The 21050-nt window shown below is 63.2% G+C and carries 18 protein-coding genes; 9 read left to right on the plus strand and 9 right to left on the minus strand.

Features of this window, described 5'->3' with window-relative positions:
• A partial coding sequence (locus tag P0D70_RS32940; RefSeq protein WP_408187576.1) for a transglycosylase domain-containing protein occupies positions 1-544 on the minus strand: 544 nt, incomplete at its 3' end.
• Between the two features lie 489 nt (positions 545-1033).
• Here P0D70_RS32940 and P0D70_RS32945 point away from each other — a divergent pair.
• From P0D70_RS32945 to P0D70_RS32955, 3 genes are all read left to right on the plus strand, one after another.
• Complete coding sequence (locus P0D70_RS32945) at positions 1034-1660, plus strand: hypothetical protein (protein WP_408187577.1); 627 nt, start codon at positions 1034-1036, stop codon at positions 1658-1660.
• A 433-nt stretch (positions 1661-2093) separates the two neighbouring features.
• A complete protein-coding gene (locus P0D70_RS32950; protein WP_011488613.1) occupies positions 2094-2774 on the plus strand; it encodes a PspA/IM30 family protein in 681 nt (226 codons plus the stop codon).
• Between the two features lie 88 nt (positions 2775-2862).
• Positions 2863-4053, plus strand: a complete 1191-nt coding sequence (locus P0D70_RS32955) for a tetratricopeptide repeat protein (RefSeq protein ID WP_408187578.1) — start codon at positions 2863-2865, stop codon at positions 4051-4053.
• A gap of 129 nt (positions 4054-4182) precedes the next feature.
• Here P0D70_RS32955 and P0D70_RS32960 read toward each other — a convergent pair whose 3' ends face one another.
• Entirely contained in the window at positions 4183-4872 is a 690-nt protein-coding gene (locus P0D70_RS32960) for a TetR family transcriptional regulator (RefSeq protein WP_408187579.1), read from the minus strand.
• Positions 4873-5017: 145 nt separating this feature from the next.
• Here P0D70_RS32960 and P0D70_RS32965 point away from each other — a divergent pair, with 145 nt between their 5' ends.
• The 3 genes from P0D70_RS32965 to P0D70_RS32975 all read left to right on the plus strand — a co-directional run bounded on the left by P0D70_RS32965 (position 5018) and on the right by P0D70_RS32975 (position 9440).
• Positions 5018-6520, plus strand: coding sequence for a flavin-containing monooxygenase (locus tag P0D70_RS32965; RefSeq protein ID WP_408187580.1), 1503 nt, complete (start codon positions 5018-5020; stop codon positions 6518-6520).
• A gap of 92 nt (positions 6521-6612) precedes the next feature.
• The gene (locus P0D70_RS32970; protein ID WP_408187581.1) at positions 6613-7599 is read left to right on the plus strand and encodes an alpha/beta fold hydrolase; all 987 of its coding nucleotides are present in this window, start codon (positions 6613-6615) and stop codon (positions 7597-7599) included.
• Between the two features lie 437 nt (positions 7600-8036).
• Positions 8037-9440, plus strand: coding sequence for a methyl-accepting chemotaxis protein (locus tag P0D70_RS32975; protein WP_408187582.1), 1404 nt, complete (start codon positions 8037-8039; stop codon positions 9438-9440).
• A gap of 58 nt (positions 9441-9498) precedes the next feature.
• Here P0D70_RS32975 and P0D70_RS32980 read toward each other — a convergent pair whose 3' ends face one another.
• From P0D70_RS32980 to P0D70_RS32995, 4 genes are all read right to left on the minus strand, one after another.
• A complete protein-coding gene (locus tag P0D70_RS32980; RefSeq protein ID WP_408187587.1) occupies positions 9499-10317 on the minus strand; it encodes an ABC transporter permease subunit in 819 nt (272 codons plus the stop codon).
• Positions 10317-11246: an ABC transporter permease subunit gene (locus P0D70_RS32985; protein WP_091793673.1), complete on the minus strand. Its 930-nt coding sequence runs from the start codon at positions 11244-11246 to the stop codon at positions 10317-10319. Before P0D70_RS32985 ends, P0D70_RS32980 begins: the two co-directional genes overlap by 1 nt.
• Positions 11243-12409, minus strand: coding sequence for an ABC transporter ATP-binding protein (locus tag P0D70_RS32990; protein ID WP_408187583.1), 1167 nt, complete (start codon positions 12407-12409; stop codon positions 11243-11245). Before P0D70_RS32990 ends, P0D70_RS32985 begins: the two co-directional genes overlap by 4 nt.
• Positions 12410-12501: 92 nt before the next feature.
• The gene (locus P0D70_RS32995) at positions 12502-13602 is read right to left on the minus strand and encodes a polyamine ABC transporter substrate-binding protein (protein ID WP_091793671.1); all 1101 of its coding nucleotides are present in this window, start codon (positions 13600-13602) and stop codon (positions 12502-12504) included.
• Positions 13603-14111: 509 nt separating this feature from the next.
• Between P0D70_RS32995 and P0D70_RS33000 the strand changes: the two genes are divergently transcribed.
• The 3 genes from P0D70_RS33000 to P0D70_RS33010 all read left to right on the plus strand — a co-directional run bounded on the left by P0D70_RS33000 (position 14112) and on the right by P0D70_RS33010 (position 17383).
• Positions 14112-15416 (plus strand): Nramp family divalent metal transporter, encoded by a 1305-nt coding sequence (locus P0D70_RS33000; RefSeq protein WP_091793669.1) that lies wholly within the window; start codon positions 14112-14114, stop codon positions 15414-15416.
• Positions 15417-15692: 276 nt separating this feature from the next.
• Positions 15693-17021 (plus strand): phospholipase A, encoded by a 1329-nt coding sequence (locus tag P0D70_RS33005; RefSeq protein ID WP_408187584.1) that lies wholly within the window; start codon positions 15693-15695, stop codon positions 17019-17021.
• A gap of 158 nt (positions 17022-17179) precedes the next feature.
• Positions 17180-17383, plus strand: a complete 204-nt coding sequence (locus tag P0D70_RS33010; RefSeq protein ID WP_091793664.1) for a DUF1289 domain-containing protein — start codon at positions 17180-17182, stop codon at positions 17381-17383.
• Positions 17384-17522: 139 nt separating this feature from the next.
• Here the strand turns inward: P0D70_RS33010 and P0D70_RS33015 are convergent, their stop codons facing one another.
• From P0D70_RS33015 to P0D70_RS33025, 3 genes are all read right to left on the minus strand, one after another.
• On the minus strand, positions 17523-18179 hold the full coding sequence (locus tag P0D70_RS33015; protein WP_091793662.1) for an OmpW/AlkL family protein: 657 nt from the start codon (positions 18177-18179) through the stop codon (positions 17523-17525).
• Positions 18180-18249: 70 nt separating this feature from the next.
• Positions 18250-19440: an NAD(P)H-dependent flavin oxidoreductase gene (locus P0D70_RS33020; RefSeq protein ID WP_408187585.1), complete on the minus strand. Its 1191-nt coding sequence runs from the start codon at positions 19438-19440 to the stop codon at positions 18250-18252.
• A 134-nt stretch (positions 19441-19574) separates the two neighbouring features.
• Positions 19575-20999 carry an aldehyde dehydrogenase family protein gene (locus P0D70_RS33025; protein ID WP_408187586.1) on the minus strand — a complete coding sequence of 475 codons (1425 nt, stop codon included), beginning with the start codon at positions 20997-20999 and terminating at the stop codon, positions 19575-19577.
• Positions 21000-21050 lie beyond the last annotated feature (51 nt).

The following is a 21050-nucleotide window of genomic DNA, read 5'->3' on the forward strand; positions in this document are numbered from 1 at the left end:
TGCGCGTGTAGGTCTTCTCGCTGGAGAGGAAGAAGTTGCGCGCCACCTGCATGGTGATCGTGCTCGCGCCCTGTGAGGCGCCGCCGTGCGAAAGGTCGGACACACCCGCCCGCAGAATGCCGATGAAGTCGACGCCGCCGTGTTCGTAGAAGCGGTAATCTTCGATCGCGAGCACCGCTTTCTTCATCTGATCGGGAATGTCCTGGAAGCGCACGAGACTGCGCCGCTCCTCGCCGAATTCGCCGATCAGCACATGGTCCGCGGTGTAGACGCGCAGCGGCACCTTCGGCCGATAGTCGGTCAGCGCGTCGAGCGACGGCAGTTGCGGCCCCATCACCACCAGCGCATAGCCGATGATCAGCGCGCCCACCACCGCGATAGTCGCGATCAGGCCGGCGAACCAGATGGCGACGGTCGCGCCGATTGAACGGCGGCCGGCCTCGGCGTCGCGCGAAGCGGCATTGCGACCTGGCGTGCGTTGGTAGGAATCCCGGTCTTCACCAGACGGAGAATTGGATGAATGCGGTCGTTTGATGATTGGCATGACTGGAATAGTGGGCGCATGACTGAACGCCTTTCTGCACGCGCTCATGGCGCGCACATGGTTCGTGATCGAGCAGCGTAGCCTGAGGCGCAAACCACCGCGCGGCCCTTTGCCCCCGGCCGGCCGCACGGCATGCCCGGACCCTGTCCGGCGCAACGTAACAGCGCATTTTAAAAGAAATCGCGCGCGCTCCAAGTTAGTTTTTTTGTAAGAATTCCCTTCGCGCGAAAGGAGTCTGTAGTTCCGGGCAGTGATATGAGCGCTTTTGCGCCCCGCTGGAGTTATTCACAGAAAATGTTGAAAGGCCTGTGGACAAGCCGCCCGCAAACGCTACAACTCGTTGATGTCACGGGATTTTCACGTCGCGCCCGTTCCGCATCGGAGCAACTCGTCATATGATGGACTCCGCGCGCTAACACGTGCGCGCGCCGCGGCGTCCGCCAAATGCCCGCTTTGAACCGCCCATGCCAACAAGTATGCGAGCCGACCATGAACAAGCCCAGCGAACGCATCGTCGTATTCGTCAGCACCGCGCAGAAACGCGCAATCACCGCCACCGCGGAGAATCTGGGCATCAGCGTCAGCGAGCTGATGCGGCGCGCGGTGCTGAGCTTCGGCGCGACCAGTGAACAGGTGAAGGCGGCGAGCATCGTCGACCGGCTGCGCGCGCCACGCGCGCCGGACGCGCTCGACGCCGCGCTGCAACGGGTCGCGCGCGGCACGCGGCATGCACGCGCCGCGCTGCCGCCGGCCCTGCAAACGCGTGTCGATGGCGCAACCGGCGGGTCCGCGCATAGCGACGCAGGCTCCGCTGCGGCAAGGCCGGCCGCGAGTGAGTTGCCGCCCGCGCCAGGCGAAGGCGAACCCGCGCCTTTGCTCCCGGCGGGCGTCGCCGCCGCCCTCGCCGCCGAAATCGACGAGGAAGCCGCGGCAACCGCGGAGGCAGTTGCGCGCGTGGCGGCGGCCAAGGCGGCTTCGGTGCAAGGCTCCGCGCCTGAACCGTCCGACTCGGAAGCGCAACTGCGCAGCGTTCTCAAACGCCCTCGCCTCGACAGCGCGCACGAAGACGACGATCCGCTCGGTGATCCGAGCACGAAGGGCGGCCGCTTCGCCTGACCATCTGGTGCGATGCCTGTCGCGCCATGCCAGTCGGCACGTAACCGTTGCATATCGTTACATGTCCGTTCATTCGAATGCGCGAGCTTTCGGCAAATCCTTTCAGCAAGCCCTTTCGGCAATACACATGTGCCAAGGTTGGCGAATCTGTCATCGCTCCCTTTAAGGCGGTTTTAAGAGAGCACGTGGTGTAATATCCGCGAGCGTCGGATTGACGCGCCGCGCGATTTAACGATTGAACAACTCGCCGCTCGATATTCGAATCGGACAATCGAACGGGACAATTTACGCCGCCGCTATTGCAATCGGTGCGGGTGCCCCGAACTCCGGTCCGAACGTTGCGCAGCTTCGCGCGCGGCGGCGTAAAGTAGCAGTTGAATGCAGTTGGGCGCGCGGGGTTATTCAGCGCCGTTTACATTCTTTGGAGGTTTTCATGTCGCTTTTTGACAGCATTTCGCGCACGCTCAAAGGTCTCCTGAACGACGCAGCCGATTCCGTGCAGGATCCGTCGCGCGACTCGCGCCAGATCGTGCGCGAACTCGACGAGAGCATCGCCAAAGCCGAGAACTCGCTGATCGAGATTCAGGCACAAGTGGCCACGCAGCAAAGCAAGCGCGATGTTGCAGCGGACAAGGCGAAGAAGTACGAAGACGGCGCCAAACGCGCGCTGCAATCCGGCGACGAAGCGCTCGCGCGTGAAGCCCTCGGCGCGCAAGCCACGGCCGAAGCCGAACGCGATGCGCTGGCGAAGGAGTTGACCACACTGGAGCCGTCGGTGGCACAACTGAAGAGTCAGATCGAAGACATGCGTACCCGTCGCAACGACCTGAACGCACGCTCGAACATTCTGCAAGCCAAGCAGCAGATCGCTCAGGCGAAAGATGTCGCGGCTACGGCGTTGGGCGGCATCGGCGGCAAGAATCTGTCCGAGGACTTCCAGAAGCTGGAAGACAAGGTTGCGCTGTCGAATGCGCGTTCGGACGCGCGCCTGAATTCGGCCGACGTGAAGAGCGGCAAGGCCCTCGACGACAAGCTCGCGGATCTGAACCGCGGCCCGTCCGTCGAAGATCGTCTCGAAGCGTTGAAGAAGCAGATCAACACGCCGGCCCAGTGATTGCGTCGGCAGCAGTACATACCGGCGGCCCTTGTGTGAGCCGCCGGAAACGACTGAAGGAGACGGGCGCAGCGCGCCCGGTCCGTAAATGAAAAAATTCCTCGCAACCGCGTTTGCCTCACTGCTGTTCGTGTCGGCTGCGGCGTTCGCCGTGCCGACGGTTCAGCAGATCGAATCGGCCATGTCGCAAGGCAACTGGCAGCAAGCCGACGCCGGCCTGAGCGAAGTGCTGCAGGCGCATCCGAACAATGCGCGCGCGCATTATCTGTACGCCCAGGTGCTCGACCGTGAAGGCCGTTCCGCCGACGCCCTCGCGCAGGTGCAACAGGCCAAGACCCTCGACCCGCAAATCCGCTTCACCGACCCGACCCGTTTCGCGCAAACCGAAGCACGCATTCGCAAGGACGCGGAACGCGCGGGCGCGGCGGCCGGCAACACCACGAGCCACGCGGCCAACCCGTTCGTGCAGCAGACCGCGCCTGCCGTGCAGCAGCAGTCGGCCATGATGTCGCAAGCGCCGCAACGGCATGGTCCGGGCATGGGCATGTGGATCGGCATCCTTGTCCTCGTCGGCGTGATCGCGCTCGTGCTGCGCTGGACCTTGCGTCGCGCCCGTACGCAGGGCGATACGCGCGCCGACGACGATCGTCGCGTGCAACTCAAGCGCGCCACTGAAATGCTCAACACCGTGCGTTCGCTCAAGCTCGACGTGAAGCTCTCCACGGTGCAAGGGCATGAGGCGCTGGAGAAGGAAGTCGAAGCGACCGAAGACCAGTTGCGCGGCCTCGTCGAATCCCTGTCGAACAGCAAGAGTCCGGTGCCGCCGTATCAGCTCGACGAACTCGAACAACGCCTCGGCAGTCTGCGCGCACGGGTGGATGGCAAGCCCGATCCGTATGCCGCGCCGGCCGCCGGCACGCAACAGTCGCCGTATGCGCAGGAAGCCGAAAGTTTCGGCAATCCGCCGCAAGCGCCCTATCCGCAGCAAGGACCGTATCAGCAACAACCGCAGGTCATCGTGCAGCAAGGCGGCGGCGGTTTTGGCGGCGGCATGGGCGGTCTGCTGACTGGCGTGCTGCTTGGTGAAGCGCTGAATTCCGGGCGTGAGCGCGTGGTGGAGCGTGACGTGGTCGTCGACGACGAAGCGCGCCGCCGTGGCAATGACGGCGGCAATGGCGGTGGCCTCGACTTTGGCCAGGGCTCGAACGACTGGAGCGACAACAGCGGCGGCGTCGATATGGGCAGCAACGACGACTCCGGCGGCTGGAACGACACCTGAGCGCAGTCGCGGCTGAGATTCAATCAGTCGCGCAGGCATGCGTGGATGAAAACAGGCTCCTTCATGGAGCCTGTTTTCGTTATAGCGCTACAGTTCGGATTTCAGGCTTCGGGCTTCAAACCTCCGCCTTCATGCGCGCATCGAAAAAGGCGCCCTGCCCGCCTCATGTTGCGCCAGCAACACCGAACCCGCGAACAACCTCACGATAAAACGCTCCGCATACGCGACCAACGCATCGCGGCGTGCGCTGTCCGCATGAATGTACTCCGCCGACAAGTGGAACAGTTGCAGCACGGTCTGCGTGCAGACCTCGTCGACGGTTTCGCGCGAGAGCGTGGGCATCAGGTCCAGTTGCACGACGTCGTCGGCCATTTCTGCCGACACCTCGTGCAGGTTCGCACGCACGGCCTCGCGCAACGCCCTCGACGTGCCATGATATTCGGCCAGCGCACTTAGAAACGCCTCGCGGTTCTCCAGCGCGAACGCAAAGAACGCGACGCAGGCACGGCGCGGCACGCTATGCGGCTCGTCGTGCGCGGCGAGCCAGCGCTCGCGACGCAGCATCGGCCGCAAACGGCGGCTCACCGATTCGACGGCTTCGCGCGCCAGATCGTCGAGCGTGTTGAAATGACGATAGAACGTGTTGGGGTTGAGCCCGGCCTCGCGCGCCAGTTCGCGCAAACCCAGGCTCGCAAAACCGCGGCCGCCCGCGGTCAGGCGCAATGCGGCTTCGATCAGTTTGCGCTTGCCTGGCGGCAATTCCTGCCCCGCGGCAATGCCATGCTCGGCGGTGGACGCCGCTTCGGGTACGGATGTCATGTGGATTCAATCGAGGCGCGTCACGCGCGTTTAATAGCAACACTCTAAACGATCTTGACGCGAAGTGTACAGTTGTCTACCCTGCGCGTTATGCTGAAGTAGACATCTGTATACGCATGCAATTCGCCCCATGCCGGAGACCGCCGTGACGCCTGCCTCATCCGCCCCGCCTGCCGTCCCACCTGCCGCGCCACGCATCGCGATTGTCGGAAGCGGCTTTGCCGGCATCGGCATGGCAATTCGCCTGCAACGCATGGGCATCACCTCGTTCACGATTTACGAGGCTGCCGGCGATATCGGTGGTACGTGGCGCGACAACACCTATCCCGGCGCGGCCTGCGACGTGCCCTCGCATCTCTATTCGTTTTCGTTCGAGCCGAATCCGGCGTGGTCGCGTGCGTTCGGCGGCCAGGCCGAGATCTTCGCTTATCTGAAGCATTGCGCCCGCAAATATGGCGTGGACCGCTACGTGCGCTACAACGCGCGCGTGAGCGCGGCGCGTTTCGACGAAGCACGCCAGGTCTGGTGCGTCGAACTCGATGTGAATGGCGTGCGTGAAAGCATCGAAACCGACGTCGTGATCGCCGCGAGCGGCCCGCTGTCGCGCCCGGCCATGCCGCGAATCGCAGGGCTGGAACGCTTCGAAGGCAAGCTGTTTCATTCGGCGCGCTGGGACCACGCGTATCCGCTCGACGGCAAACGCGTCGCGGTAATCGGCACCGGCGCAAGCGCGATCCAGTTCGTGCCGCAAATCCAGCCGCGCGTCGCGCACCTCGATCTGTTCCAGCGCACCGCGCCATGGGTCATGCCCAAACCCGACAAGCCGATCGACGCGCGCGCCCAGTGGCTGTTCCGGCATCTGCCGTTCACGCAGCGCTTCGTGCGCAGCGCGATCTACTGGCAACTCGAATCGCGCGCTATCGCGTTCGTGGTCAATCCGAAACTGATGAAAGTGCCGATGAAGTTCGGCCTGAGCTATCTCGAACGGCGCGTCAAGGACCCCGCACTGCGCGCCAAGGTCACGCCGAACTACCGCCTCGGCTGCAAGCGCGTGCTGCTTTCGAGCGACTACTATCCCGCGCTCAGCCAGCCGAACGTGGACGTAGTGACAAGCGGCATTCGCGAGATCGTCGCCGACGGTATCGTGACCGAAGATGGCGCGCATCATCGCGCCGACGCGCTCATCTGCGGCACGGGCTTTCAGGTCAACGACGTCGGCGCGCCCTTCGACGTGACCGGCCTCGACGGTGCGGATCTCGGCGCCCTGTGGCTGCGCGACGGACCGGAGGCCTACCTCGGCGTCAGCATTGCGAACTTCCCGAACTTCTTCATGATCGTCGGCCCGAATACCGGGCTCGGCCACAACTCGATGATCTACATGATCGAGTCGCAAGTGCAGTACATCGCCGATTGCCTGCGCGTACTGCGCCGCCGCAAGGCACGCACGATGACTCTGCGGCCCGACGTGCAGCGCGAGTTCAACGCGCGTTTGCAGAAGGACATGCAGCACTCCGTATGGGTGAGCGGCTGTCACAGCTGGTATCAGACCCGAAGCGGCAAGGTCACCGCGTTGTGGCCCGGCTTCACTTTCAGCTTTCGCAAACGCACGCGGCGCGTGCGTCCGCACGACTATCGCTTCGCGCCCTGACGACATGAGCGGTGGCTGATGGACTGGGAGAGTGAGACGCCGCCGATGCAATCCGATTCGAAGCCAATCGAACCAAAAGGGAGACAACAACCATGGCAAGCATCGACTCCAGCACGTCCGCCTCCACCCCGTTGCCGTCGCGCTCGCTCGCCGAGCGCCTCGGCATCACCAGCGTGCCGCGCGAAGAACTGCGGCGGCGCTACACGCAAAGCGGCTCCAGATTCGTGAAGATCATGGGCGCCGACGTGCATTACGTCGACGAAGGCAGCGGCGACATCATCGTGATGATCCACGGCTTCGCGTCTTCGCTGCACACGTGGAATCGGGTCGCCGACGAACTCAAGCGCGAGTATCGCGTGATCCGCCTCGATCTGCCGCCGTTCGGCGTGACAGGACCGTTGCGCTCCAGCAGCGGCGCAATCGAAACGATGAATCTGCCGACCTATCGTCGCTTTATCGACACGTTCCTGCAGGCACTCGGCGTCTCGCGCGCGACCTTCATTGGCAATTCACTCGGCGGGCTCATCTCGTGGGACTACGCGGTTCGACATCGCGAAGCCGTTGAACGGCTCGTGCTGATCGACTCGGCCGGCTTCCCGATGAAGCTGCCGATTTACATCGGCCTGTTCAATAGCGCGCTGGTGCGGGTCAGTTCGCCGTGGTGGCTGCCCGAGGCCATCATCAAAAGCGCGGTGCGCAATGTCTATGGCGATCCGCGCAAGATCGACGCGGTGACGCTGCGCCGCTACGTCGAGTTCTTCCACGGCCAAGGCACGCGCGAAGCAATCGGCAAGATGGTGCCCACGCTCGACTTCAAGGAAGTCGACACGGACGTGCTGAAGACCCTGGACGTGCCGGCGCTGGTGCTATGGGGTGCGAAGGATCGCTGGATTCCGACGGCGCATGCGGCTAAATTCGCGAGCCGCATTCCGCGCGCAAAATCGGTCATGTATGCGGGGCTCGGCCACATTCCCATGGAAGAAGCGCCGGAGCGCGTCATGGCCGATCTGCGCGCGTTTCTCGGCACGCCTCGCGCGGGTCTTCCGGTTGACGAAGGCACGTATCGCGCGCCGGTATGATCCGACGCTTTTTCAGTTCCGCAGTTTTTCCCCGCTGACTCCCTCAATCGATGATTCGCGCGCGGCCGTAGCGCGCGAATTTAGCACGCCTTTTTCGCACGCCCTTCGCTTGCGCCGCGCCGGCGCGCTCAGCCACCGCCGAGCAGAAGCAGCAGCCCCCACAGAAATTTGCAGAGCATGACGATCAGCTCCCACAGATGAGAGAGCTGTTGCCAGCCCGAAACGCGCGCGAAGGAGTCGATCATGGTTGCTGGTAAGAGAAAGAAAGATCTGCGGTGAAGCTGCGGATCGCGATTTGACCGCACATGATAGCGACTGCGGGATACCCCGTATCAAGTCGACTGAAAGTCTGCCGTAGATGCATCAGGAAGACGCTGCATCCGTATTGGATGATTGTGTCGATTGAATGCGCCAAGCACACCATCCAGGAGACGACCATGACGCGTTTCAGCTTTTGCCGACCGGCCCGTTCGCAGACGGTTGTCGGCGATATTGCCGCGCAAGCCGGCAAGCTGGGCATCGAGATCTGCGACGTATCGGGCCACGTCGACGAAGTGGCCGCGCGCGTGCAGCGCCAGGCGCACGTATGCCGGGCGCTACGCGAGTCGGCAGCGCAGACGCTCGCGGGCAATCATCGCATTGCCGAAGCCGCGCGGAAAATGAGCCATGTATCCGCCGAAGCCGCGACCGGCGTGCAGGATTCGCAGCAGACGCTCGAAGCGTCGCTGGCCGACATCCATGGACTCGTGGAAGGCGTAACGGTGATCGAAAGCCAGATCGGCGCGCTGCGCAGCGCGCTGGCGCATGTGAGCCGCGTATCCGAAGAGATTTCGCTGATCGCCCGCCAGACGCATCTGCTCGCGCTGAATGCCGCGATCGAAGCCGCGCGCGCCGGCGATTCCGGCAAGAGCTTCGCCGTGGTGGCGGCCGAGGTGAAGAACCTCTCGGCGAAAACCGCGCAGGCCACGGGACAGATCGAGACGACGCTCGCCCAACTCACGCAGCAGACCGAGCAGTTGATCACGGAGGGTTCCGCCAACACCGAGCGAGCACACCGCGTGCGGGAAGGCACGCGGAAGATCGGCGACGTCGTGCATGCAACCGGCGACGCAATCGCGCATCTGAACAACGAGGCGGGACAGATCGCCGTGTTGACCGGCGAGATTGAAACGCAATGCGACGGGCTCGAGGCGCAGGTGTTGGAAATCGCGAGCGGCGTGGAGGATTCGAGCGAAAACTTCGTGCAGGCGAAGGACCGTTTGGGGAATCTGCTCGGCGTATCCGAGACCTTGATCGAACTGACTGCCGCGACGGGTGTGGAAACGGCGGATACGCGGTTTATCGAAGCCGTGCAGAAGGCGGCGGCCGCCGTGAGCAAGGCATTCGAAACAGCCGTGGCGCGCGGTGAAGTGTCGATCGAGGATCTGTTCGATCAGCGCTATGTGCCGGTGGCCGGGAGCAATCCGCCGCAGTTTTTAACGCGGTTTACCGCATTCACCGACCGCGTGCTGCCGGCTATTCAGGAGCCTTTGCTCGATCTCGATCCGCGAGTGGCGTTTTGTGCGGCGATCGATTTGCGCGGTTATCTGCCAACGCACAATCTCAAGTTCTCTTTGCCGCAGCGTGATGACGTGGTCTGGAATATGGCGAATTGCCGTAACCGGCGCATGTTCGATGATCGAACCGGGATCGCCGCCGCCTCACATACGAAGCCGTTCTTGCTGCAAACCTATCGGCGCGATATGGGCGGCGGGGAGTTCGTGCTGATGAAGGACGCCTCCGCGCCGGTTTTTGTCGGAGGCCGGCATTGGGGCGGGGTTCGGATCGGCTATAAGGTTTGAGGTTACCGGTTGGGTGGCCGGTCCGTTGCGGACACACACCCAACCACCACCCTAAGCTCTAAACCGCCATGACTGCCCGCTTCCTCTCGGCCCGCTGCATGAAATAGTTGGCGAGCACCACCCCAACTGTCACCACCGCAATAAACAGCGTAGCCAACGCATTCATCTCCGGATTCAGCCCCAACCGGACGCGCGAGAAAACGACCAGGGGCAAGGTCGTCGAACCAGGCCCGGACAGGAACGCCGACAGCACCAGATCGTCGATCGACAAAGTGAACGACAACAACCAACCGGACACAAGCGCCTGGGAAATTAACGGCAGCGTGATGAAGAAAAACACCCGCAACGGTGTAGCCCCAAGGTCTAACGCCGCCTCTTCCAGCGAAGGATGCAACTCCTTCACCCTCGACTGCACGATGATCGCCACATAGGAAATACACAGCATGACATGCCCGATCCAGATCGTGAAAATGCCACGTCCGGCCGGCCATCCCAACCACTTGGCCATTTCGATAAAGAGGAGCAGCAACGAAATCCCCTGAATCACCTCGGGAATCACCAACGGCGCGTTGATCATGCCCGTATACAGCGTGAAGCCGCGAAACCGCCCCATGCGCGCAAGCACGAACCCCGCCCACGTACCGATGATCACCGAAGCAAACGCCGTCAACAACGCCACCCGCAACGACAGCCACGCGGCCGCGATCAGCTCGTCATCCTGCAGCAACGCCGCATACCAGCGCGTCGAAAACCGCGTCCATACCGTGACCAGTTGCGATTCGTTGAACGAATACACAATCAGACTGACGATCGGTATGTAGAGAAACAGAAACCCGATTCCCAGGGCAATGAACTGCAATATCCGGTTCGGCTTCATCAGCGCCTTTCCTCCATCGCCTTCGCCTGCGCGTACTGGAAAAACGCCATCGGCACCAATAACAACAACACCATCGCGCACGTCACGGCTGACGCCATCGGCCAATCGGCATTGTCGAAGAACTCATTCCACATCACGCGGCCGATCATCAGCGTATTCGCGCCGCCGAGCAATTCGGGAATCACGTACTCGCCCACCGCCGGAATGAACACCAGCAAACAACCGGCGATAATGCCGTTCTTCGAGAGCGGCAAGGTGATCTGCCAGAACGCCTTCCACGGCCTCGCGCCGAGGTCGTAGGCGGCCTCCAGCAGCGTCATGTCCATCTTCACCAGATGCGCATACAGCGGCATGACGAGAAACGGCAGATACGAATAGACCATGCCGATATAAACGGCAGTGTTCGTGTGATACAGCTCGATCGGCGAATGAATCAACCCGACCGACATCAGGAAGTTGTTCAGCAAGCCGTTATTCTTCAGGATGCCGATCCACGCATACACGCGAATCAGGAAGGAAGTCCAGAACGGCAGCATCACGGCCATCATCAGCAGATTGCGGCTGGCCGGATTCGAACGCGCGATGTAATACGCCATCGGATAGCCGATCAGCAGACACAGCAGCGTCGAAATCGCGGCCACCACCACGGAATTCACGTAGGTCGCGAAATAGAGGCTGTCGGTCAGCAAAAACGCGTAATGCGACAGGTCGAGCGTGATGTGGACCGCGCCGTCCGCGAATTTGGTCAACTCCGTATACGGCGGAATGCCGAGCTGCAAATCGGCGAAGCTGATCTTGACGACCAGCAGGAACGGCACGAGGAAAAACAGCAGCAGCCAGATGAACGGCCCGGCCACCACCGCCGTGCGGCCGGTCAGGTTGAAGCGCCGCACCGGCCAGGTGGCGAAGGAATTGAACGAGCGCTTCATGACGTCAACACCACACCGGCCGAGGCGCTCCAGCGCACGTACACTTCGTCGCCCCAGGTAGGCGGATCGATCTCGGTCAGCGCGAGGCTCGTCACATTCGCGATTACCGTTTTGCCGGCGTCGAGCTTCACGTGATAGAGCGAATAACCACCCATGTAAGCGATATTCGTGACGACGCCTTTGCCCCAGTTGTACGCGCCCTCCGGCGGTTTGCGCGTGAGCGCGATGCGCTCGGGGCGCACCGAAATCGTCACCGGCATGCCGAGCGGACCGGTGATGCCGTGGCTCACATACAGGCGGCACGGCAGATCGGGCGTTTCGATGAACACGTGATCGGGCTCGTCTTCGACCGTATGGCCTTCGAACAGATTCGTCGAGCCGATGAATTCGGCCGAAAAGCGGCTATTCGGATACTCGTAGACTTCGTGCGGCGTGCCGAGCTGAATGATCTCGCCTTCGCTCATCACCGCGAGGCGGCCCGCCATGGTCATCGCCTCTTCCTGATCGTGCGTCACCATCACGCAGGTCACGCCGACCTTGTCGAGAATGTTCACCAGCTCGATCTGGGTGCGCTGACGGATCTGCTTGTCGAGCGCGGACATCGGCTCGTCGAGCAGCAACAGCTTGGGCCGCTTGACCAGCGAACGCGCCAACGCCACGCGCTGCTGCTGGCCGCCGGAAAGCTGGTTCGGCTTGCGCTTCGCGAAGCGGCCCATCTGCACGAGTTCGAGCGCGGTCTGCACGCGCTCCTTCAGTTCGGCCTTGGGCACGCCTTCCTGCTTCAGACCGAAGGCGACGTTGCCCTCCACGGTCATGTGCGGAAACAGCGCATACGACTGGAACATCATGTTGACCGGCCGGCGGTACGGCGGCAATTGCGCGAGGTCTTCACCGTCGATCAGGATCTTGCCCGAGGTCACGCTTTCGAGCCCGGCCATCATGCGCAACAAGGTCGACTTGCCGCAGCCGGAGCTGCCGAGCAGCGCGAACAGTTCGCCCTTCTTTACCGACAGGTTGACGCCCTTGACCGCCACGGTCTCACCGAACTTCTTCACGACGTCGACGATCTGGACGAAGTTGTCCGTGGCGTCGCCCGTAACGGCGTTCAGGCTCGGGGACGGCGCGGCGGCCCCTGCCAGCGCGCCCGACTGGTCACTACTCATCACAATGCTTTACTCCGGCGTTTGACGAACAAAGCCCCCGGTGAACACCGAGGGCTTCATGATGATGCTTACCCGTTCACACCGGCCGCGGGTCAGCGGCCGGACTTGAATTCAGTCCACAGCCGCGTTTGCAGCCGCTGGATTTCCGGCGGCAACGGCTTGAGCAGGAACAGAGTCTTGATGACTTCAGGCGAAGGATAGACGGCCGGGTCGTTCGCCACGTCCTTGTCCACGTACTTGCGCGCTTCGAGGTTGGCGCTCGGATAGTAGACGGCGTTGGTAATCGCGGCGTGAACCTGCGGCGTTTCGATGTAGTTGATCCACTCGAGCGCGGCGTCCTTGTTCTTGGCGTCTTTCGGAATCGCCATCACGTCGAACCACACCGGGGCGCCGCCCTTCGGAATGTAATACTCGACCTTATAGGGCTTCTTCGCCTCGACCGCGCGATGCTTGGCGATCACGACGTCGCCCGACCAGCCGTACGCAAAGCACACATCGCCACCCACCAGGTCGTTGATGTAGCCCGACGAGTTGAACTGCGTGATATACGGGCGGATCTTCTTCATCATGTCGAGCGCGGCGCGATAGTCGGCCGGGTTCGTGCTCATCGGATCCTTGCCGATATAGTGCAGCGCGGCCGCGAACATCTGGTCCGGCGCGTCGAGCACGGACACGCCACAGGCCTTCAGCTTCGAAATGTTTTCCGGCTTGAAGAGCACGTCCCAGCTGTCGAGCGGAACGCTCTTGCCGAGGATCTGCTGCGCTTTGGTGACGTTGTAGCCGAGGCCGGTCGTGCCGTAAGCCCAGGGCACGGTGAATTTATTGCCGGGATCGGCGCCGGCGACGAGCGCCATCAGCGACGGATCGAGGTACTTCAGGTTCGGCAGTTTGGACTTGTCGAGCGGTGCGAAGATGCCGGCGGCGATCTGCTTGCCGGCGTAATTGCTGGTCGGCACGACGATGTCGTAGCCGGAATTGCCGGTGAGGAGCTTGGCTTGCAGCGTGTCATCGCTGTCGTAGTTGTCGTATTTGACCTGGACACCGGACTGCTTGGTGAAGTTGGGAATGGTGTCCTTGGCGATGTAATCGGACCAGTTATACACGTTCAGCTGCGTGTCTTTCGCAGCGGCCGTCAACCAGGGCGTCGCGCACAAGACCAGCGCCGCCACCTGCCCCACTACCCGTCTTTTCATCCCGTTCTCCGATCCTGGCCGGCCGAGCCGACCGTCTTCACCTACGCCGCGGCACAGCGCGCGGCTCCCCTGAAAAACCCGAAAAGTACCATCAATTATTGCGCGCTTCAAAAAAAATACCGGGCTGTCGCGCAAACGGTACAGCGTAAGCCGCACCGCTCTAAAATTGGCCGCAATTTTAGCGGGTTATGAGCGCGTGTCTACCCGAAAAAAACACCTGTATCGGCCGCGCTCTGATCGCGTTGCCATTCCGCTGTCATCCCGCCATCGATTCGCCGCCGTGAAGGCGCGCCGCGCCCGCGCAACGGGGCGCGGCCCATGACGGCCTGGCATGGCCCGGATACGCGTCGCCCAGGCTGCGGCAAGCGCGAGCCGACTGGCGTTCGACGGAGCACAATAGTCTTCAATGGCCGGTGACAGCGCGCTGCCAATCGCGCGGCGATGTCACCACCCCACGCCCGCCGGGCACGCGGCTTGCAAGAAGATGCAGTCTTGAACCTCAGGCATCGATGAACACCAATCCGTCCGCATTGCGACCCCACCGCCGCCGGCGTCTGCCGGGCAGTGGACCTGCACGTCCGGCGCACTGGTTTTCATTCGTCGGCGCGGGGGCGCTCATCGCGGTCGGCTATATCGATCCGGGCAACTGGGCGACCGCACTCGGCGCCGGCGCGGGCTACGGCTACCGCCTGCTCGGCATCGTGCTGCTGGCAAGCCTGATGGCAATGTTGCTGCAATGGCTGTCGTCGCGCCTTGGCGTGGTGACGGGGCGCGACCTCGCGCAGATCTGCCGCGAACGCACGGGCCGCCGCGGCACACTCTTCCTGTGGCTGACGAGCGAGGTCGCGATCATCGCGTGCGACGTCGCCGAGGTGGTCGGCAGCGCCGTCGCATTGCAATTGCTACTCGGCGTGTCGCTCACGGTAGGCGTGTTGATGTCGGCGGTATGCACCTTCGCGCTGCTCGCGCTCCAGCACAAAGGCGGGCGCAGGCTCGAAGCGGTGATCGCCGCGCTGATCGGCTTCGTCGGCCTATGCTTCGTGGTTCAGCTGGCGCTGGCGCGGCCGGACTGGCACGCGGCGCTCGCCGGCACCGTGCCGAGCGTCGAATTGCTGCGCAATGCGGGCATGGTGTGGCTCGCGGCGGGCATCGTGGGCGCGACGGTCATGCCGCACAACCTCTATCTGCACTCGGCGCTCGTCAAGCACCACGCACCGGACGGCAGCGACGCGCAGATCAAGGCCGCGCTGCACGTCGTCAATCTCGACACGTTCGGCTCGCTTTCGTTTGCGTTCGTGATCAACGCGGCCCTGCTGATCGTGGCCGCGGCGGTGTTCTATGTGAGCGGCCATCGCGACGTGACCGATCTCGCCGACGCCCACCGGCTGATCGCGCCGCTCGTCGGCACGCACTGGGCCGGCATTCTGTTCGCGGCGGCGCTGCTAGCCTGCGGACTGAGTGCGACCGTGACCGGCACACTGGCCGGCCAGGCGGTCATGGAGGGCTTTCTGCGCATCCGCCTGCCGCGCTGGCAGCGCGCCCTGCTGACCCGCGCACTGGCGATCGGCCCCGCCCTCTTCGCGGTCGCGCTGTTCGGGCAGCACGGTTCCAATCAATTGCTGGTGGCAAGTCAGGTGGTGCTGAGCCTGCAGTTGCCGCTCGCCGTCGTGCCGTTGATCCGCTACACGTCGGACGCCGGGCTGATGCGCGGCTGGCGCGTGCGCGGCCTGCCGCTCGCACTCGCGTGGCTGTCCGCCGCGTTCATTGTCCTGCTCAACGGCGCGTTGTTGTGGCAACTGGCGTTCGGGGGCTGAAAAACGTTTTCTCGACCAGGCGGAAGGTGAAGTGATTTTGTAAGTATTTTTCTGAGCATCTCAACATGACCGGCGACGCCGCCCATTAGTACGGCGCGCCGGCCGTGCGGCCCGTTTCACCTCGGCTGCCGGGTTTCTTGCGGCGGCCGTTTTTTTGCCCATTTTTTGCGCCACTTTGGCGCTTCCGCGCGATCGACCGGATGCGCGTTGCATGTGTCGCCGTCTGACGCCTGCAGCACCCGTTTCGCTCGCTGCCCTGCTCCTGGACGACAGCCTATGCGCTTTGACGCTTCAATCGACCGCGTTGCCCGCAATGCCCTCTCTCACGCGCGCCAACCCATCGCGCGCCTTTCCCGCACGGCGCTAGTCGCTGCGTTCCTCACCGGCGCTGTCGTGTCCGGCGAAGCCAGCGCGACGGTCGCGATGCTGCAGCCGCCTCGAGTGGCCGCCGCCAACGAGCCGCTGCAGATCACGATGCTCTACTCCGCCGACGACACCAAGTCCTTGACCCTCACCGTCCCGCCGACCATTCGCGTGAGTTTGAGTGCAGGCGAGCAGTCGCCGCAGCCACTCGATTTACAGCGCGAGCCAGGCGTGCCCAACACGCTGCATCTGCGGCCAGGCCAATTCCGCAAGGTGCGTTTCTCGGCGCCCTGGCCGGAGTCGGCGCGCGGCGAGGTACGCATCGACCCGGTGGGGTTCGACGCCTCGCCCGCGCTCGTCGTGATCAATCGCGGGCCGCAGCAGGACGCGATTGCGCAGGCGGAACGCGCGGAAAGCCAGGCGACCACGCCTGCTCAGGCCGCGGCGACGGCGGCCGTGGTCGGCGGCCCGACCGGCGACGCCATCTCGCCGCCCGGCGACTCGCTCGCGACGACGGGGCGCGGCGTGTTCTCTCACCTTTCCTTTTACGAACCGATGTACATCGGCGCCGGCCACAACGGCGACACGAACGCCCGCCTGCAGTTGAGCTTCAAATACCGCATCCGGATACCGGACGATCTGCGTTCGAAGGCTTTTCTCGACAACCTGTACTTCGCGTATACGCAGACCTCCATCTGGGATCTGTCCGCCGATTCGCGCCCGTTCCGCGACACGACCTACTCGCCGCAACTGTTCTACTACGTACCGGACACCGGCTGGACGAGCCCATTTTTCACCCGCATGGGTTTTGCGGCGGGCATCGCGCACGAATCGAACGGCAGAGCCGGCGACGCGTCGCGCAGCATCAACATGCCGTTTATCCGGCCGACCTGGGAGTTCGGCGATCTGACGGCTAACCATCTGACCGTGTCGCCGAAAATCTATTACTACGTCGGCACGAGCAGCAACCCCGATATCGCAGACTATCGCGGCTACGTCGATCTGCTGGTCAAATACGGCAGCCCGGACGGCTGGCAACTGGCGACCACGCTGCGCAAAGGCACCAAGCACTGGTACGGCAGCGTGGATACGCAATTCACCTACCCGCTCGCCAAAGTGCTGGGCAGCGCGTGGGGCGGCTATATCTGGGTGGGCTACTTCAACGGCTATGGCGAGGACCTGCTCGACTACAACAACCGTCAACACTGGATGGCGCGGATCGGCTACAGCATCGCGCGCTGACACGAGCGCGCCGTATCGCTGCGGAACCATGCAACGAATCATGCGGCGCGAGCGGCCAACCGTGCGGGAATGGCGGCCACGCCGTTCGCGCACGGCCCGGCGTAGGTCGCGCATCGGTTAACATAGCGGAACTTCGCTTCTTCGCCCCAAGGTTTCCGATGGCTTCGAATCTCCACGATCTTCCCGACAGCCCGTGCATCGGCGTCTGTTCCACGCTGTTCGACGAGGTATGCAAAGGCTGCGGCCGCACCGCCACTGAAGTGTCGAACTGGGTTTTCCTGAGCGACGAGGAAAAGCGCGCCGTGTGGGTCCGCATCGAGCAGGAAGGCACGGCCATGCGGTTCGCGAACGACAAGCTATAGGCTGGTCGGACGCTTCCCGCCGCTAGCCTGCGGCAAAGTCGCGTCCAGCTCGAAGCCCCAATGAAAACGCCGGGATATCCCGGCGTTTTTTTGCATGGCGCTTGCGCTCGACGCTTCGCGGACGGGCCGCGAGCGCGCGTCAGAACCGCATCCCGACACCCAGCCCGACCACCACCGGATCGATGCTCAAGCGGCCGAGCGCCTGACCGCCGAGCGTCGCATCCGTGTGCATCCAGATCTTCTTGATGTCCGCGTTGACGAACAGCGACTTGGTCACCTGAACATCGACGCCGGCTTGCAACGCCGGGCCCCAACTGTGGTTGGTGACGCCGATCGACTGACCGCCCGCGTTCAGGCCGTTGTTATAGAACAGCGTGTAGTTCACACCCGCGCCGACATACGGACGAATGCGTCCCGCGTGATTGAAGTGATACTGCAGCAGCAGCGTGGGCGGCAACACGTTCACGCCGCCGAGATTGCCGAGACTCGAGGTCAGTTGATGCCGCGACGTGGCAAGAATCAGTTCGACGCCGAGGTAATCGCGAATCATGTACGTGAAGTCCAGCTCGGGCACGATGGCGTTGTTCACACCCACGTTGAGCGCCGACAGCGTTCCGGTCGTGCTCGAGTTCGGCATGATGCTGATGGCGCGCAGACGCACCAGTACGTCGCCGGCGTGAATGCCGCTCATCGTGTCGTCGCCCGCGGCATGCACCTGCGGCGCGAAAGCGCTTGCACATAGCAGGCTCGAAGCGATCGCGGCGGCCTTGAGTCGGTTCCTCAACGAGTAGTTCATGTGTTTCCCCAAGTAGTTGTTTGCGTGTGGGGATTGTCGAAGCTCTCGGCGCGCGACATGTTGACTCGTATCAAGCCAGCGAGAATGCCAATCGCCCTGCGACAGCCGGTCGCGCCGCGCCCGTGAGCAGCAGTTCGAGCAGATCGTGCACGCTGCGAATGGCCGTGCCGAACGGCAATGCTTCGCGGCCGCGGAAGAACAGACCGTTCGCCACGTCCCCGCGCAAAGCCGCCGCGAGCCGCGTATCGATGCAGAAGTGGCCGAACTTCTCGATACCGTCGCGCCAGCCGCACGCGCTGAGACATTCGAGCGCCGTTGGGCAAGCGTGTTTGAGCGCGCCGACTTTCTCGCGGATTTTCGTTTCGTGGCGCAGATAGCGCGCCAGCCACGGCGTCTTTACGGCGCGCGCCGGCAATCCCGTCACGCTGACGAATTCGACGATGTCCTCGGGCGTCGCGTCGGCCAGCACGCGCTTGAAGTTCGGATGCGCGTCGCCTTCTTCGGTGACGGCGAACGGCGTACCGAGTTGCACGCCGCTTGCGCCCGCGTTCAGCAGCGCGCGCACCGCTTCGTGACTATTGATGCCACCCGCGACAATCAGCGGTACATCCTGGCGGTTCAGGCCGAGCGAAGTGAAGACCGTGTCGAGTTCTTCGAGAATGCGGAAGAAATCGAAGCGTTGATCATGTTGATCGGCCAGGTTGTTGACACCGAGATGCCCCCCAGCATGCGCCGGATGTTCGATCACGACGGCGTCGGGCAGCCGGCCTTTTTTCATCCACTTTTTCAACACGAGCGCGACGCCGCGGCTGTCCGACAGAATCGGAATCAGCGCGATGTCGTGACCTTGGGTCATGTCCGGCAAATCGAGCGGCAGCCCTGCGCCCATGACGATCGCATCGGCACCGTTCTCGCATGCGACGCGCACGTAGTCGGCTTGCGCGCTGACCGCTTTCATCACGTTCACGGCAATCATGCCGCGGCCGTCGCTCAATGCCCTCGCTGAATGGATCTCGCGGGCCAGCGCGGTGAGGTTGGCCTGTTCGAGCGTGGCGCGCTCGGGCGACTCGCGGCAGCGTTCGACCAGGTCGTGATGATGATGCCGCAGGTCGATGCTGGCGATCGTGCCCACTGCGCCTTCGCGGGCGACGCTGCCGGCCAGCCGGTGCGCCGAGATGCCGACGCCCATGCCGCCTTGCACGATCGGCAGTAACGAGCGGCCGCGGATGACGAGCGGCGGGAAAGAATGAGAGTTGAGCATGACTGGCCCAATGACGGATTATCGAAGCGGTGATAATCGTCGGTCGGGCGCAGCCTGCGTTGTTTCAGGTCAATGAGTCGGCACAAGACCGAATCGTATGTGCCGCTCAGTTGATGCCGGTCATCTGAATCGAATCACGCCTTGAATTGCATGGACTTGAGTTCGAGATACTCTTCGAGTCCATAGACCCCGTTTTCGCGCCCGAATCCCGATTGCTTGAAACCGCCGAACGGCGCGGCCATATTCCATGTGCCGCCATTGATATCCACCTGGCCGGTTCGAATCCGCCGCGCGATGCCCGCGGCACGCTCGTCGCTGCCGGCCCATACCGCGCCGCCGAGACCGTATGGCGAATCGTTGGCAATCCGAACGGCTTCTTCTTCGTCCTTGTAGGTCAGAATCGACAGGACCGGGCCGAAGATCTCCTCCTGAGCGATCGTCGCCTTGGGGTGCACGCGGCCAAACACGGTAGGCTTGACGAAGAAGCCCTTCGACACCCCGTCAGGCAAGCCCGCACCGCCTGTCACCAGCTCGGCGCCCTCCTCGATCCCCTTCGCGATGTACTGCTGCACGCGTGCCTGCTGCGCCGCCGACGCCAGCGGGCCCAGACGGGTCGTCTCGTTGCGCGGATCGCCGGCAACATACTTCTCGGCGGCCTGCTTCGCCAGCGTGCGCGCTTCGTCGTAGCGAGCCTCGGGCACCAGCATGCGTGTGTGCGCGGAGCATGTTTGTCCGGAATTCAGAAAGCACGCGCTGACCGTGCCCTTGACCGCCGCGGCAAAATCCGCGTCGTCGAGAATGACCGAGGCCGACTTGCCGCCGAGTTCGAGCGCCACGCGCTTGACCGTCGCCGCAGCCAGCTCGGACACCCGCTTGCCGGCGCGGGTCGAGCCGGTGAACGACACCATGTCGACCGACGGATGGCTCGCCAGCACTTCGCCCACCACCGGCCCATAACCGCTCACCAGGTTGAACACGCCGGCCGGCAGCCCGGCCTCGTGAATCGCCTCGGCAAGCACGAACGCGTTCAGCGGCGCGATCTCCGAAGGTTTCAGCACGACTGTGCAACCAGCGGCGAGCGCGGCCGCGACCTTCAGCGTGACCTGATTGAGTGGATAGTTCCACGGCGTGATCGCGGCCACCACGCCGACCGGCTCGCGCACCACGAGCGAATTGCCGACACGCTCTTCATATTGGAACTCGCTCGCGAGCTTCGCATACGCGCCCCAGTTGTAGACGGGGCCGCCCACCTGAATCGCGCGAGCCAGCTTTAGCGGCATGCCGACTTCGCCGGCGATCAGTCCGGCCAGTTCGTCGGTGCGCGCTTTCAGGTTCGCCGCGATCTTGTACAGATACTCGCCGCGCTCGGCGGCAGGCGTCGCGGCCCAGGCGTCGAAGGCCACGCGCGCGACGGCGATCGCGCTTTCGGCATCGGGCTCGATGCCTTCGGGGATACGGCCCATGATCTCTTCCGTCCCCGAGTCGATCACGTCGATCGTGCCGGTGCCGCACGGCGCGATCCACTTGCCGCCGATATAGAGTTGGTTGTAGGTCTTCATGGTGGTCGGTCCCTGTCTTTGTCTCCGGAATGGTCTTCTATTCTAACTAGC

The organism is Paraburkholderia sp. RL17-381-BIF-C, from assembly GCF_046026435.1.
In the GTDB taxonomy this organism is placed as follows: Bacteria; Pseudomonadota; Gammaproteobacteria; order Burkholderiales; family Burkholderiaceae; genus Paraburkholderia.

Bases quoted from the DNA above. Each gene is read 5' to 3' on its own strand.
- P0D70_RS32975 (WP_408187582.1), top strand. From the start codon at position 8,037: ATGACGCGTTTCAGCTTTTGCCGACCGGCCCGTTCGCAGACGGTTGTC.
- P0D70_RS32985 (WP_091793673.1), bottom strand. From the start codon at position 11,246: ATGAAGCGCTCGTTCAATTCCTTCGCCACCTGGCCGGTGCGGCGCTTC.
- P0D70_RS33015 (WP_091793662.1), bottom strand. From the start codon at position 18,179: ATGAACTACTCGTTGAGGAACCGACTCAAGGCCGCCGCGATCGCTTCG.
- P0D70_RS32950 (WP_011488613.1), top strand. From the start codon at position 2,094: ATGTCGCTTTTTGACAGCATTTCGCGCACGCTCAAAGGTCTCCTGAAC.
- P0D70_RS32960 (WP_408187579.1), bottom strand. From the start codon at position 4,872: ATGACATCCGTACCCGAAGCGGCGTCCACCGCCGAGCATGGCATTGCC.
- P0D70_RS32980 (WP_408187587.1), bottom strand. From the start codon at position 10,317: ATGAAGCCGAACCGGATATTGCAGTTCATTGCCCTGGGAATCGGGTTT.
- P0D70_RS32970 (WP_408187581.1), top strand. From the start codon at position 6,613: ATGGCAAGCATCGACTCCAGCACGTCCGCCTCCACCCCGTTGCCGTCG.
- P0D70_RS32990 (WP_408187583.1), bottom strand. From the start codon at position 12,409: ATGAGTAGTGACCAGTCGGGCGCGCTGGCAGGGGCCGCCGCGCCGTCC.
- P0D70_RS33020 (WP_408187585.1), bottom strand. From the start codon at position 19,440: ATGCTCAACTCTCATTCTTTCCCGCCGCTCGTCATCCGCGGCCGCTCG.
- P0D70_RS33010 (WP_091793664.1), top strand. From the start codon at position 17,180: ATGGCTTCGAATCTCCACGATCTTCCCGACAGCCCGTGCATCGGCGTC.
- P0D70_RS33005 (WP_408187584.1), top strand. From the start codon at position 15,693: ATGCGCTTTGACGCTTCAATCGACCGCGTTGCCCGCAATGCCCTCTCT.
- P0D70_RS32995 (WP_091793671.1), bottom strand. From the start codon at position 13,602: ATGAAAAGACGGGTAGTGGGGCAGGTGGCGGCGCTGGTCTTGTGCGCG.
- P0D70_RS33025 (WP_408187586.1), bottom strand. From the start codon at position 20,999: ATGAAGACCTACAACCAACTCTATATCGGCGGCAAGTGGATCGCGCCG.
- P0D70_RS32955 (WP_408187578.1), top strand. From the start codon at position 2,863: ATGAAAAAATTCCTCGCAACCGCGTTTGCCTCACTGCTGTTCGTGTCG.
- P0D70_RS32945 (WP_408187577.1), top strand. From the start codon at position 1,034: ATGAACAAGCCCAGCGAACGCATCGTCGTATTCGTCAGCACCGCGCAG.
- P0D70_RS33000 (WP_091793669.1), top strand. From the start codon at position 14,112: ATGAACACCAATCCGTCCGCATTGCGACCCCACCGCCGCCGGCGTCTG.